Source organism: Candidatus Abyssobacteria bacterium SURF_5 (assembly GCA_003598085.1).
GTDB lineage: Bacteria > Abyssobacteria > SURF-5 > SURF-5 > SURF-5 > SURF-5.
Genome location: QZKU01000028.1, coordinates 1 through 14688 on the forward strand (window position 1 = coordinate 1; position 14688 = coordinate 14688).

Consider the following 14688-nt stretch of genomic DNA (forward strand, 5'->3'; position numbering starts at 1 on the left):
CGGAAAAATATCCATAAAGATGAACGGTTGCCTCGAAGGACTCCAGATCCTGTTGCGTCGCAAGTGAATTCAGAAGATCGATATAATGGGACAGCAGAACATATTCCTTCTGGCCTACCACGGGAACGTATGCCGCGTCCATCGACAGGACTGCATTCTTGCGCTCGTCTATTTCGAGTCTATGAAACGTTTTTTTCTCCATTCCCATTCCTGTACCGTTTCACCGAGATCACCGCCTCTTCGTGCTCCGCTCTTGTATGAAAAAGAGAAGCCGACGAGGCGGGAATAACGTATGTGGTGAAATCCTCACCTAAATTCCCGGCTGCAAGAGCATATGCCTCGTCGAACGTGGGGGCGGCATGCATGCTCATGCGCTCGACCAACTGCGGTGCAAGATCAGAAACAAGAACAATATTGACCGACGTCGCTTTCTCGTACATCGCATAGGCGGTCTGGCCGTAGATTTCATAATTACGCCGCAGGGCACGCTCAAATTCCCCTATACTATTATACCTGAACCAGTCAACGAAGCCCGGATAGCCGAAGCCCTCGGGGCATTCGGCCAGGACTATCATCCACCCGCCGCGCCTCGTGATCGAATATGCGCTTTGAATCGCCTTGTGGGCCTGGATGAAATTGATGTCTTTCGGATGGCCGCCGCAATCAACGATTGTAAGGTCGCCGGCCGTGCTCACGACTGTGCTGAAATGTTGCAGGTAAGAAGCACAGGCTTCCTGATGAGCCCTCACGAGCTCGCCGGCAAACACTGCGCACAGTTCCTTTTCCGGCGTCAACACTGAATTAATAGTGAAATCGGGCGCAATCATTTCCGCCGCCTCCAGCATATCTTCGTGAACCGGATTCCCTGCCAGCTGGGCTGTTTTTGCGCTCGGATTCCTGCCGCGGACTTTATCGAATACGAGAAAATGACTGCGCAGGTTCGCCTCATGCGAACAGATGCCTGGCATAATGCTTTTTCGGCCTCCGCCGAAACCGGCGAAATAATGGGGAACAACCGAGCCGACCGTGATAATCCTGTCCGCCTCTGCGACAATCCTGCTTATCGAGACCGGTGTCCCTCGGGAAGTCGTTCCGATCGAGACCAGATTTTTAGAATCATATGCATCATGATTGAAAACTCTGATTCTGTCGAAGATGGAACGGCCAGTCAGCGTCCGCTTTTCCTCTTCCGTCTGAGGCCGATGTATCCCCAGAGCCACAACAATATCTATGTTATCATCCGGTATGCCTGCGGAATTCAACTGTTCCACCAGAATCGGCAGGATCACGTCGCTGGCGCTCGCGCGCGTGCTGTCGGAAATTATTATGACGGCTCTCTCTCCGGCAGAAACCAGGTTCTTTACCGGGACTGAATCAATCGGGCGCAACAGACTTTGCTGCACGAGGTGTCGAATGTCTCTTGCCGGTTTCGGGAAACACGGGGACAGTTTTTGGGGAATCTCCCCGCGGCTGGCGATCGCCTCAAACGCTGTTCGCCCATATGCCAGATGAAGGGTACGTGCGTCCATCTCCTGCCAAAAAAAAACAAGAGACAACAGCGATATCTCTTGTCGTCGATATTGCTTCTCTAATAATAAAGTTTCACGTGTATCTTCATTATATTTTCTATCAAGAGGAATGTCAACGATTTTGCAATTCCCTTTCCGTTTTCTCGACCCGGCGGCTTGAGCGCCGCTATTTTGCTATTGACGCTTTGCTCTGGCGTCTGTATGATAATCGCACTTGTTTTCTGTTCAAGGGGGGGATCTTTCCTGTGAAATACATGAACAAGGTCTTCTACGGCTGGTTCGTCGTTGCCGCATGTTTCGTGATTCTATTCTCCTTGCACGGCGTAATCATTAACACATTCGGAGTGTTCGTGAAGCCGGTTTCCGAGGGCATGGGCTGGGGTCGCGGCGAATTCAGCATGGCGCTTGCAGCTGGGGCGCTCGCGATGGCCTTTGGGGCTCCTTTTGTGGGGAGAATGATCGACCGCTTCGGAGCGCCGAAGACGATGCTTTCCGGCTGTCTCTGCTGCGGATTGGGAATGGTTGTTCTTTGTTGGGCAACCATGATCTGGCATTTTTATCTGCTGTTCATTCTTATAGGACTTGGACTTTCCGCCGCCACTACTATTCCGGTATCCCTGGTAATCGCCAACTGGTTCAACCAGAAGCGCGGCATCGCAATGGGTACGGCGTTCATGGGAACAAGCGCCGGCGGAATGATAATGAATCCCATAAATGCGCTCCTCTTGCAGAAATTCGGGTGGCGCGATTCCTACCTCATTCTCGGAATCGTTGTGATGCTGTCATCCATCCCGCTCGTCCTGTTTATCATTCGCACGCGCCCGTCTGAGATGAACCTCTTGCCCGACGGCAAGCCCTCCCATGCGGCGTCCGACCAGCCGTTGACAGGACATACGCTCAAGCAGGCGATAGGGACTGCCTCGTTCTGGTTCATTGCCGCCAACATGCTCTTGACTACGGGAATGGCGAATTCCATCGGGGTCCACTGCATTCCTTTTCTTACCGACGTAGGGCATTCTCCTCTCTTCGCGGCGACAGCTTACGGGTTATCGATGGGGTTCATGACGCTTGGCAAGGTAGCCTCCGGCTTTTGCGCCGACCGATGGGGAGCACGACAGACATTCACGTTCAGCGCCGTCATGACCGCTATCGGCATCGGAATCCTACTGTTTGCTTCCCCCGTATGGGTGGTCCTGTTATTCGTCTTTGTTTTCGGATTCCCGCAGGGCGCACCGCTCACGCTCACCCCGCTGGTCACAGCCGACTGTCATGGCCTGCGGAGCTTTGGCTCAATCTTCGGATTGGCGACGTTGTTCTCGATTCTCGGCGCCGCCATTGGGCCGGTGATCGTCGGCTATATGTATGATTCGAGCGGCTCCTACACGGGCGGGTTCATCTTGCTGATCGCGATGACGCTCCTCGGCGCCTATTGCATTCACATGGCGAAAGCAAAGGAACAGTTCGAGGTGGGGGCGATTGCTTCCGGCCGGCTTGATAAGGCGGATGTTGCCTAATTGATAACGCCGCGGGCTTGCAGCAATTCGCGCACCTTCCTGAGCGGGAGCGCTTGGAGAGTATTGCCGTCGCGGCCTATCACCGTTTCGGCCATGAACATCGCGTTCAGGATTGCTTCCTCGACCGCATCCGCGGCGGCTATAAAGAAAGAATCGATGAAGGTCTGTTCGACCAGCTCAGGAAGAGTAATAACCGGTTGATCGGCCGCCGCGGGAATCCGGCGTGCCGTTGAAAAAGCCACCACGACGTCTCCGCTGGTGTGGTTCGAAGAAGCGCCAGTCCGGGCGAGCCCATGCGTAGCCCGAACCGCCAGGCGGCGCAGTTGGTTTACCGATAGCGGCGCGTCGGTGGCCAGAATAAAAATGATTGAACCTCCCAGCTCGCGCGGAGGATCATACTCCTGGAGCAGCTTTCCCGCCGGCACACCCTTTATCACCAATTGCTCTTTCCTGCCCATGTTGGTCACAACTAAAGCACCGAGCACAAATCTGTTCTTTTCAAATGAGATCAGCCGCGACGAAGTGCCAACTCCGCCCTTGTAACCGTAAGCCGCTGTTCCGGTACCCGCACCAATAGAACCTTCCTGAACGCGTCCGCCGGCAGCACTCTCCAGAGCCTCCACCACTTCGGCCTTCGCCAGATGCCGGCCCCATATGTCGCTCAGAAAATAATCGTTGCATTCGAGCACCACTGGATTGATTGACGGTGCCCTCAGCCCCTTGTCCCGGATAAGGTAATCGAGGAGCCCATCAGCAACCCTCCCCACGTTCAGAGTATTCGTTATGAGGATCGGTGTCTCGATTGTGCCGACTTCGGCAATTTGCATTAACCCCATGCTCTTACCGAACCCGTTGATGAAATGAACAGCCGCCTGCACTTTAGAAGTGAACAGGTCGTCCGGCGCCGGAACAATCGCGGTGATGCCGGTGCGGATTGGCCCGTGCCCAATATGCAATTCGCCGTCACCCTTCCAAGTCGAGCAATGTCCCACTTTGACTCCCGGAACATCGGTAATCGCGTTTTGTGTGCCGACAGGCAGGTCGCCAAATTCCAAACCATAATCCCTTGCACGGCATCTTTCCATTTATTTCATCCTGCTCCCTTCTGGTTAATCTATGACTTTTCTGATTGCCGGCGCTTTCCTTGGCGGTGCTTGCGGCTCGTGATCAGGCGTTCCAACAACAATTGGAGCAACAATGCGGTAATCTTTTGGAATATCCAGCTGTTCCCGCACATCGTCATCCGGATCAGCCCCGAGTCCGATCCAGCAGCTTCCGAAACCGCGCGCGCGGGCCGAAAGCATCAGGTTCCCCGCCGCCATCGAGCAATCAAAGGTGGCAAGCGGCGCCGAGCGCGGAGCCACTATGTATATTACGCACGGCGCATTATAAAAGATATTCAGATCCAGATTTCTCAGGGACGCTTCGTAGCGTTTAAGATAGTTGTCCGGATCGGCCTCGAGAATCCTGAGCATTTTACGCTTGCAACTGTCCGATATTTTCTTCATGAAAGCTTTATCGGTCACTATGACAAATTCCCACGGCTGCAGGTTGCTGGCCGTGGCCGCCTGGGTGGCATCGATTAATAAGGCCTCAATCGTCTCTCTCGACAGCGGCTCATCTTTATACAAACGAATCGACCGGCGCCCATACAATACGTCAAAAAATTCCGGCATCAGATATCTCCATAGTGTAATTGCAGGTGCTTACTTAACGCGTCCCGGCCAGCAATCCGGATCATGCAACCATTTCTTCGATGATTTCCTTTACACTTCTGATCCGCTTGAGAAGGCCGACGCATTGCCCGGCCGAAATCATCACGTTGGAGACTTCGCCTTCTTTGGCGATATCGTGCAGGTCTCCCTTGTATTCTTCTCCCAACAGATTCGCAACATACGGCGTGCGGATCGCCCGGCTGAATACGCGTCCTCTTCCCACTAGCGCTGTGTCGGTTTCAAGCGACCGAATCATCAAGTGTTTGAAGGATTCCTGGATGATGCACTCTCTCGAAGTCATGAATGCGGTTCCTACCTGTACCCCCTGTGCCCCCAGCGCAAAAGCTGCGCGATAGCCTCGCCTGTCCGCTATTCCGCCGGCGGCAACTACAGGAATCTTGACCGCGTCCACGACTGCCGGTATGAGCACCATGGTGGTAACGCCGTTGTTGCCCTGCAGTCCGCCGGATTCCATTCCCTCGGCGACCACGGCGTCGGCGCCGGCGGCTTCCGCCTTCTTTGCAAGTGCGGCATTCGGCACAACATGTATCATCTTGATTCCCCGGCCGCGGAGAAGAGGCGCCAGCTCATTTGGAGAACCGGCCGAGGTTGTCACCGCCCGGATGCCAAAATCGGCGATGACGTCGACATACTCCTTCGATTTGGGATTCCTTGCCATCAGGTTCACGCCAAATGGTTTGCTTGTCAGTTTTCGTACGGACTCCATCTGCTCCTGCAGTTCATCAATTCCTGAAACGGAGCCGCTTGCGAGCAATCCGTATCCGCCGGCCTCGGAAACCGCCGCCACCAATTCCGGATTGGATATGTTCGCCATCGCTCCTTGAATGATGGGATGTTTTGATCCGAGCATCTTACATATGGGATTCATCATTGCGCTTCGTGTCCTCTAGAATTTGTGAAAAAAGGCAGCCAGCAGTTATTGAATCACATTTTCAGGTTCTCTATAACAGTCGCCACTCCGAGTCCTCCGCCGCAGCATGACGCGAAGATGCCGTATCTTCCGCCGCGACGGATCAACTCACGCATGGTGAACATGCCGATCCGCGGACCGGAAGCGCCATTTGGATGTCCGAATGCGATAGCGCCGCCGTTCGGATTCCACTTCTTCATGTCAACTTTTTCGCCGGTCTGGCTTTCGACTTCCTTGATGACTGCGAGATTCTGAACGGCAAAAGCTTCATTGCATTCCATGACATCCATATCCGACAGCTTCAGTCCCGCGCGCTTGATAGCCATTGGCATCGCATAGCCGGGGGCGATGCCCATGATTTTCGGATCGACGCCATAGTCGTACCCGCAAATCCACTTCGCCATCGGCTCGTAGCCAAGCTCTTTGGCTTTTTCGGCGGTCATCATCAGCACAAAGGCGGAGCCGTCATTGCGGCCGGAGGCGTTACCGGCGGTTACGGTGCCGTCCTTCCTGAAGGCGGGCGGGAGCTTCGCCAGTCCCGCGAGCGTAGTATCCGGGCGTGGATGTTCGTCCACGTTGAAAATTATATCGGGACTCTTTCTGGTCCCCGGAATGACGACGGGAACGATCTCCTCATCGAAATAGCCGGCCTCCATTGCGGCCTTTGCGCGCATCTGACTGTTATACGCGAATTCATCCGAGGCCTCACGCGGAATCTTGTACGTAACCTGCAGATTCTCGGCCGTCTCGCCCATTCCGATGCATTCTTCGGGAACCGGAGAAAGCCCTTGCCGGATGGGCATGGGCGCATTCAGGCGATAGGGCTGGACCGCCATGGAAAACTTGGCTACCATCTGCGAGTAAGATTCCATGCCGCCGGCAATGACGACGTCGGCGTGGTTCGCCAGAATTTTCCAAGCCGCGTGGTTTATGCAATCAATGCCGGACCCGCACTGCATTTCGACGTACGAGGCAGAGGTCTTGTAATCAAGGCCGGAATAAAGCGTCGCCCAACGCGCGGGATTATTTGAATGCGAACAACCGGCAGCCGACCCGAGGAACACACAATCCACATGAGCTTTTTCGACGATTTTCGTTTTGTCGAGCAGGCCTTTAATGCCGATACCGGCCAGCTTGGACGCGAAAATATCCCGGATCGTTCCGCCCATGCGACCAAAGGCGGTGCGCACACCGTCAACAAACACGACTTCTCTTGCAGCCATTACTCGCTCCCTTCATGTTGCCTGATATCTATTGTTTTTCTGCTACAGATGCAGGTTTCATCTTCTCTGCATCACGCCTATGCCTCTTCACCCCACTTTGATCAAAAGGTCGCTCGCCATAATACCATTCGTTTTGCGCGGAAAGCAACCATCCCCGGGCAAATCCCGATTCGGATCCACTGATGGTTGTTGTCATATAGACGTATGCCAGCTTTCGAAGAGACTGAAATTGAGAGGCGAGTATTAAGTGGGAGGCTTGATCTTTATGAGTTGCAGATAACCGCAAATCCGCAATCTTCGAAACGTTGAATGGTCGTGTTCAACATCTCGTCGCTCAGCGCCCCCATATCCCGGTATAAAGCACCCTTTCCGATTTTTTCCCATTTCGTTTTTGCCAGCCTGTTGTAAGGCATGAGGTGGACCTGGCCACGAAAGTTGACCCGATCGAAGTACTCGATGAACTGGGAGATCGAATCTGAATCCACGTTGAAGCCGGGAATGAGCGGGATCCGAGGAATTATTCTCTCCGTCCCTGCGAAAGAAAGAATACGAGAGAAATTTTCCAGTATTTGCTGATTCGGTGCGCCGATTAATCTTTCATGAATGCTGCTGTCGACGTGCTTGATGTCGAAAAGAAACAGGTCCACCAGTTCAAGCAGGTCTGGCAGAAATTTCGGCGAGAAATGACCGCAGGTTTCGAGAGCGGTATGAATATTCTCTTTTCTCGACTGTTCAAGGAGCGCTCGGAGGAATTCAGGCTGGAACGTGGGCTCGCCGCCCGAGAAGGTAACGCCTCCCCCCGAGGCCGTATAGAAGGCATTATCGGCAGCCGCCATTTCCACTACCTGGCCTGCCGACAGGCTTTTTCCGATTCGTTCCATCGCACCATTGGCGCACGTCTGCTCGCACGCGCCGCACGCAGTGCAGCGGTCATGGTCTCGAATTATGGAGTTATTTTTCATACTTAGCGCGCCTGACGGACACGATTCGATGCACCGCTGGCAGCGCGCGCACCGCTCGGCGAACCACGACATCTGCGGGTTAGGGTCCTGCGACTCCGGATTCTGGCACCAGGCGCATCTCAAAGGACAGCCTTTCAGAAAAATGCACGTGCGGATACCGGGCCCGTCATAGATGGCATAGTACTGTATGTCGAAAACAATGCCTGTCATCTCTTCTGTCAGATGTTTGTCGTGATTCTTGATATTAGCTTTTCTAATCATGAATATGCCAGTTCTTTCCCCCTCACCTTAGTCCTCTCCCTCAGGGAGAGGATACAAGAACCCGTAGGTTTTCAGTTGCAGCCGATTGTTCTCATATTTGCGCCTGATCCCTCTCCCTTGAGGGAGAGGGTTTGGGTGAGGGGGGATCTGATTGCGGCTCTGCCCCTGTCAAGACGTGTGAAATATGCCGATAGAGGATCTTGTCATCCACCGCCGTGCTCCGAACGAGCGATTATCTCGTTCTGGATTTCTTTGCCGAGATCGACGAAATAGGTGCTGTATCCGCCGACCTTCACGATGAGACTGCGGTATTCCTCGGGATTCTGTTGCGCTTCGCGAAGCATTTCGGTCGAAGCGACCGTCGGCTGTATCTGCATGCCGCCAAGTCCAAAATATGTGCGCACGAGCGCTGCCCATTTGCGGCGGCTTTCCTCGCCCTTGCCGATGGCGGAAGGATGGAGCCTGACGTTTACCGCGCACCCGAGGATATGCTTGAAATCCAGCCGCGCGACCGAGCGCAAAACACCGGTCGGCCCGCATCTATCCACATTGTATGGATTGCAGCTTGCGGCAAACGGCATGGCCGCTTTCCGGCCGTCGGGCGTGGCTATCGAGATGCGGCCGTCGTAAGTGTGCGACGTCATGCTGTTGATGAAAGGGACGAAAGCCCCGTTTTTGTAACTGCGATGTTTGTAAGTCTCTTCGAACAGGCGCGTCGTCACCTGTCGCGCAAGCTCATCCGACTCCGCGTTTCCGTTCCCCCATTTGCCTTCGACCGACTTGATCATCCGGTGAATATCTTCGTAGCCGGCAAAGTTCAAGTCGATCGCCCGCAGCAATTCGGCGAAGGTGAATCGCTTCTCCTCAAAAACGAGCTTCTTAATGACGTGTAGCGAATCGATCACATTGGCAATGCTGTTCATGAACAGGATGCCGGACAGATCATACACTGCGCCGCCGCGGGTGACATCTTTCCTGTTTTCGAGGCAGCCCTGCATAAAGGCGGATATGTACGGCGCGGGCAGGTTCTCCGCGAAAAACCGGTCGCGGAAATTCGAGGCGTCAACGATCACCTTGATCATGTTCGCGGCCTGTGCGACAAACGCATCCACTAACTGATCGAATGAGGCGAAACCGTCAGGGTCGCCGGTCTTGATTCCGGCGTCTTTCACCGTGCCCACCAGCGTGCGCGAATCGCCGTTGCGGAGCGTGATATCGAGCACACGGCTCAGAAGGATGGCGGCAAACCCGATGCCGCCGGTCTTTCCCGAGGCGAGCAGGTCCACGCACCCGGTGATGGAGTAATCATTTGCATCCTCGAGGCTGAATCCGCGCCGCCTCATGGCGTCGACACAGATATCGTCGTTCATGAGCGAAACGCTCGACGTGCCGTGATAGAGCACGTCCGCGACCGCCAGATACAATTCTTCGGGCGAATTTTTATGGAAGCGGACGACAACATTGACTGCGCTCTTCGAGCGGTCGGCAGCCTCGATGAACAGATACGTCAAATCGTTCGTGGCATCAGTTCCATCGCGCTTCAGCCCGCCAAGCGTTACCGGCGCCGAGCCCTCGTACCTCTGGTAAAAGTCGCCGATGAAGTTCGATTCCGGCCGCATGTTGTGCGTCATGATCTTGAGAAGCAATTCTTCGAACAGTTCGCGCGCCTCCGCGGGCGTGATCAGGCCCGCCTCCAGGTCGCTCCGGTAGTACGGGAAGAACACCTGGTCGAGCCGCCCGGCTGAATGCACGTTCGTGATGTTGGCCAGTTCCGTGGCAACCTTTACCGTCCAGAACGACTGGATCGCCTCCCGAAGACTTGTCGCCGGATTGAGCGGCACCCTGCTGCACACTTCCAGCATTTCTGATAGCACTGCCTTCCACTCCGGATCGACAACGTTTCCAATATCCTCTTCGATCTTTTGGGTTAACCGTTGTGCAAACATAATGACGCCGTCGAACGCGATCTCGACCGATTGCTGAAAATTCTTTTCCTGCTCGGTGAGCCGATTCTCAGAGGCCGCCTGTCGCGCGTCCTCGCGCATCGCGAGAAGACCCCGCCGAAGCGCCTGCTCGTAATCGAGCACGAGATGGCCCTGATACGTGCCGACGACCGCGCCGGTGGAGACAAACGTATACATCCTCGAAGTCGTGGCGGGCAGAGCGGCGGCGAATGCTTTCATATCGCCCGAAAACAGGCCGGCCCGGTCAGTCTCCCGCGCCAGGCGCGAAGCGATGTCGCGGTCCTTCCAGTACGGCAGCAGTTCCTTCAGCAGGTACTCCTTGTCCTGCGGCCGGATCGAGTACGGGTTGATCTTCCGCTCGTCCATCGTTTTGAGTCCGATACTCGGCATTGCAGCGCCGACCGCGCGGGTCTCGCGCAGGGTGTGGTAAAAACCCAGCGGCCCGTGTTTTCGCAGCATGAATGCGGCGAAGCGCGCGTTCGTCTTCACCTGATGCGCCAGCATGGCGAGCCTGTCGAGCTCGACGCGAAGCACATTGTTGAACAAGCCCCGCTCGATGTCGATCGGTGTCCCGAGGAAAAACTCCGTCCACGCGCCGGCGAGGCGGTCGTCCGGATCCACGTAGTGGGTCATCTTCTTAAACACGTTTTTCATCGCGAGCGCAACGCGGATATCGAGTGGCAAACCTGCCTTTTCCGTTTCGCGCCAACTCTCGGTGTAATACTTGGCGCGCTCGATAGAAATCCATGCTATCCCATCGAGATATCTCTTCCGTATCCGCTTGATTCTTTCGCTGGCGTTATCTCGAATTTTCATGAATCGATTCCCGAAATTTGACGGTTGACCTTTTGGCATTAATGTACTACTTCTGCGTTCTTCATGCAAGAAAATATAACACCCGAGCGTCTTCTACATTTCACAGATTCTGTGAAACTCGTTTTTAATGGTGTTTAAGCCGTCGCGGTCCATTAGACATCTTTTTTAAGAAATGATATTCTACCCTCGCTTGATCGCATTGCAAACACTACTATCCCAGAAATAGCTTGACGAATTGCGGATGGGGACCGAATCCGTTCACGATGGGGCGATTCGTACAGGAGATTAAGATGGACAACGCTTCGTTCTCCGACAGGCAACTGATTACGCTCTCGCAGTATGCTCGGGCTCAGGCGCGGATGTTGCCGCGGCTTCCCAAGATCTTGCAGACGATCAAACACATCAAGAGGATCGGCGCCGAGAACCGTGAATCGTGGGGGCTCTTGCTTGAGGAGAACGCGGCCAAATTTCCCTCGAATGTGGCCGTAAAATCCGACGAAGCGGTTCTCACGTATCGCGAGTACAATGAAGCCGTCAATCGCTGTGCAAACTATCTTCTATCGCAGGGACTGCGCAAAGGCGACATCGTCGCTCTTTTTCTTGAGAACCGGCCCGCATTAGTCATTGTTTACAGCGCGATCGCAAAAATTGGCGCGATAAATTGTATGATAAACACCAATCTCCGCTCGGACTCGCTTCGGCATTGCCTGACGGTGAATCCGGCGAAGGCCTTCATGGTGGGTGAAGAGGTCATTGGAGCTTTCCTCGAGATCAAATCGAGCCTGAAACTGGATGCAAGTCAAAAGTTATACTTTGTCGAAGACCGGAGGACGAAGCCGCTCCACACGGCTTTATCAACCTGGCGGACGCCATGAAGGATTCTCCCGCCGAAAATCCGCCGACCACTGCCAGTGTGAAATCCGCCGATACCCTCGCGTATGTCTTTACCTCGGGAACGACCGGCGGCATGCCGAAAGCGGCGGTAATCACCCACAGGCGCGTTATCAGCGGGATGTATTTTAACGGCAAAATAGTGCTGAATATTCAGCCGCATGATACGATGTACGTCCCACTGCCGTTCTTTCACACGAATGCCCTTGCTTTGAGCTGGCCGTGCGTGTTTGTAAATGGGGCGGCCCTCGCAATCCGCAGCAAATTCAGCGCAAGCAGGTTCTGGGACGATGTTCGTAAATTCAATGTCACCATCTTCTGCTACGTCGGCGAGTGTTGCCGTTACCTGTTCAATCAGCCTCCAAAAGCAGACGACCGGCGGCACTCGTTGCGGACCATCATCGGAAACGGCCTGCGGCCGGATATCTGGAAAGAGTTCAAGCGCCGCTTCAACATCTCGAAAGTTTACGAGATCTATGGCGCGGCCGAATCGAACCTTTTCTTTATCAACATGCTGAACTTCGACTGCACGGTCGGAACCTGTGTCATGCCCTTTGCCATTGTGAAGTATGATGTGGATGTGGACGAGCCGGCGCGCGATCACAACGGATTCATGCAAGAGGTGGCGAAGGGAGAATCGGGGCTTTTACTCGGCAAAATAACGGAGTTTTCACCGTTTGCCGGTTATACGAGCAAGGATGCGACCGAGGCCAAGATATTCCGGGATGTTTTTGAAAGGGGAGATGTCTGGTTCAATACGGGAGATATGGTGCGGAATATCGGCTTTAAGCACATTCAATTTGTCGACCGGCTGGGAGATACGTTCCGTTGGAAGGGAGAGAATGTGTCCACCACCGAAGTCGAGAAAATCGCTGACACATTTCCTCATATCGCCATGTCATCGTGCTACGGGGTCGCCATGCCGGGCGGCGACGGCCGCGCCGGCATGCTGGCCCTCATCCCGCGAACCGAAGTGGAGTCGTTCGATTTCGAACGACTGGCGGTGCATTTCCGCAAAGCTTTGCCGGCCTATGCCGTTCCACTTTTCCTGCGCTTCAAAACCGACTTCGAATATACGCCGACACACAAAATAAAAAAGGTGGACGCCAAGAAAGAAGGATTCGATCCCGAAAGAATAAGTGACCCGCTCTATGTGCTGCTCCCGGGCTCGCATGCTTTTCAGCCGCTGACGAAGCAAATCCATGAGGAAATTGCTCAGGGCAGATATAAGTTCTGATCAACGGCGGGAACGACTAGATAAATGAACAGATGAAAACTGCGAAGACCGCAACACACGGTCCCCAACTCAGGGTTCGGCTGCCAAAGGAAGTTTGCTTGTGGAAGTGGCGGCGAGAAGGCAAAACCATTCCCATTGCAATGGAAACCGCCACGGCCCTTCCGGCATGCTCGCCGCTGAAAAGCGAGAAAGCAAGGGCGGTCGCGAGCAGAGCCAGTGTTACCACATACGCGGCATCCTGACGTTTATTCATCCCGAATGCAAGAAGGAGCAGTCCGATGCTCACCAGCCCGAGCATAAACTGAGAGACGCTCAGCAACGGCAGGGGAATGTTGCTGTGCAGGACCCCTAGAGGTCCCTCAAGAGTAGGAACAGCACTGAAGAAGAGAAGGAACCCGCCAAAAACAATTAACAAAATGTTGCTGGCATACCGCCTCGTCAACGATGTGGACAGGACATCACGCAAGACAAATGGACGCACTGGCGCGGGTATTCCAGACGGTGACGGAATCGGCAGGCGCGCTCCCTGCAAACGACCGGCCGCAACCGCACATCCCTTCAGCAGCTTGGTCGAGGCCGTATGCTGAATCCATCTAATCTGCTCCCTTTTCCGATAAACCTCCTGAGTGGCAAGCACCGCAACGCCAAGGCTGAGAGGAAGCACATAATAAATGATCCGATAAATTACCAAAGCCTCTGCTACGGTCGAACCTTCCAGGAATGGAGACAGGAAAACGAGCATGATCGATTCGAAAACTCCAAGGCCGCCAGGCACCTGACTCAATAGCCCCGCCTCCTGAGAAACAACAAATATCGCCAAGAACGCGAAAAACGTTAGTCCCTCAGCACGAGGCAGAAGCAGGTAGAGGATTGCGGCGGCTGTGCTCCAGTTCAGCAGAGAGAAAAGTAATTGCGCGACCGACAGCCGAAGCGGCGGCAGATCAAGCTCCCGTCCGAAAATGCTGAAACATCGCTTCCTTCCTCCGCTCAGCGCCACGTATGTTACCGGCAGCAAAATCAAGACCATTCCCAGCGGCCGAAGGTATTGGAAGGGAAACGGTACCAGACTGGCAAGTATCTCGGGATTGATCAGGAGGATCAAGCCGGCTAAAGCGAAAAGCCCCAACGCCGAACTGACAAGGCAGAAAAAAGCAATTTTGGCTATCTCGATAGTAGATAAGCCCCATCCCGAATAAAGCCGATATCGCATAGAGTTTCCCGCAATGAAGGAGCAGCCCAAATTGTTGCTCATCGCGAACGCAAGAAATGAGGCCATCAAGGTCTTCAGCCGGGACACCGAACGCTCGAGATACCGCAGCGCCAGGAAATCATATGCCATTACTCCGCCGACGCTTAAGACGGCAACTCCCAAAGCTGACAAAATTCGAGCGACCGGGAAAGCCGCCAGATTGTTGATTATCTCCATAAGGCTATAAGACGCCAGCTCATGCCGCAGCACCGAAACAGCCGCCGCAAATATAACCAGGCTTGCTATAGCCCCTGCGCCCCGGAGTATGTTCTTTTGAACACTCATCCCGCGGAAAACTCCATGCTAAATGAAGAAAGTTCGACGGAAAATCTATTTTATTATCCCACAATTCGCATGAAAACACAACTGCATTATCGCTTCAAAATTCATTTCTCG

General features: G+C 54.2%; 12 protein-coding genes. 3 read left to right on the forward strand and 9 right to left on the reverse strand.

All coding sequences use genetic code 11. From position 1 onward, the window contains the following. Together C4520_03120 and larA are read right to left on the reverse strand one after the other, a co-directional pair. Positions 1–202, reverse strand: a 202-nt coding sequence (locus tag C4520_03120; protein ID RJP24899.1) for a hypothetical protein, incomplete at its 3' end; no start/stop codon positions are given. Continuing rightward, positions 180–1529 (reverse strand): nickel-dependent lactate racemase, encoded by a 1350-nt coding sequence (larA, locus tag C4520_03125; protein ID RJP24921.1) that lies wholly within the window; start codon positions 1527–1529, stop codon positions 180–182. The genes larA and C4520_03120, both read right to left, overlap by 23 nt. Between larA and C4520_03130 the strand changes: the two genes are divergently transcribed. Next, positions 1421–3043 (forward strand): MFS transporter, encoded by a 1623-nt coding sequence (locus C4520_03130; GenBank protein ID RJP24900.1) that lies wholly within the window; start codon positions 1421–1423, stop codon positions 3041–3043. The genes larA and C4520_03130 overlap by 109 nt on opposite strands. On the opposite strand, the gene C4520_03135 is transcribed toward C4520_03130, so the two are convergent. The 6 genes from C4520_03135 to C4520_03160 all read right to left on the reverse strand — a co-directional run bounded on the left by C4520_03135 (position 3040) and on the right by C4520_03160 (position 10954). Continuing rightward, positions 3040–4128, reverse strand: coding sequence for a S58 family peptidase (locus C4520_03135; GenBank protein ID RJP24901.1), 1089 nt, complete (start codon positions 4126–4128; stop codon positions 3040–3042). The genes C4520_03130 and C4520_03135 overlap by 4 nt on opposite strands. A gap of 24 nt (positions 4129–4152) precedes the next feature. Continuing rightward, positions 4153–4719, reverse strand: a complete 567-nt coding sequence (locus C4520_03140) for a nitroreductase family protein (GenBank protein RJP24902.1) — start codon at positions 4717–4719, stop codon at positions 4153–4155. 61 nt (positions 4720–4780) lie between these two features. Further along, entirely contained in the window at positions 4781–5650 is an 870-nt protein-coding gene (locus C4520_03145; protein ID RJP24903.1) for a hypothetical protein, read from the reverse strand. A gap of 53 nt (positions 5651–5703) precedes the next feature. Further along, positions 5704–6912, reverse strand: a complete 1209-nt coding sequence (locus C4520_03150) for a thiolase family protein (protein RJP24904.1) — start codon at positions 6910–6912, stop codon at positions 5704–5706. Between the two features lie 263 nt (positions 6913–7175). Beyond that, entirely contained in the window at positions 7176–8135 is a 960-nt protein-coding gene (locus C4520_03155; GenBank protein ID RJP24905.1) for a glycyl-radical enzyme activating protein, read from the reverse strand. A 203-nt stretch (positions 8136–8338) separates the two neighbouring features. Then, complete coding sequence (locus C4520_03160) at positions 8339–10954, reverse strand: hypothetical protein (GenBank protein RJP24906.1); 2616 nt, start codon at positions 10952–10954, stop codon at positions 8339–8341. 188 nt (positions 10955–11142) lie between these two features. Here C4520_03160 and C4520_03165 point away from each other — a divergent pair, with 188 nt between their 5' ends. Both C4520_03165 and C4520_03170 read left to right on the forward strand, forming a co-directional pair. Then, entirely contained in the window at positions 11143–11790 is a 648-nt protein-coding gene (locus tag C4520_03165) for a hypothetical protein (GenBank protein ID RJP24907.1), read from the forward strand. Further along, a complete protein-coding gene (locus C4520_03170; protein RJP24908.1) occupies positions 11691–13043 on the forward strand; it encodes a long-chain-acyl-CoA synthetase in 1353 nt (450 codons plus the stop codon). Before C4520_03165 ends, C4520_03170 begins: the two co-directional genes overlap by 100 nt. A gap of 16 nt (positions 13044–13059) precedes the next feature. Here the strand turns inward: C4520_03170 and C4520_03175 are convergent, their stop codons facing one another. After that, on the reverse strand, positions 13060–14577 hold the full coding sequence (locus C4520_03175) for a lysylphosphatidylglycerol synthetase family protein (GenBank protein RJP24909.1): 1518 nt from the start codon (positions 14575–14577) through the stop codon (positions 13060–13062). Between the last annotated feature and the right edge of the window lie 111 nt (positions 14578–14688).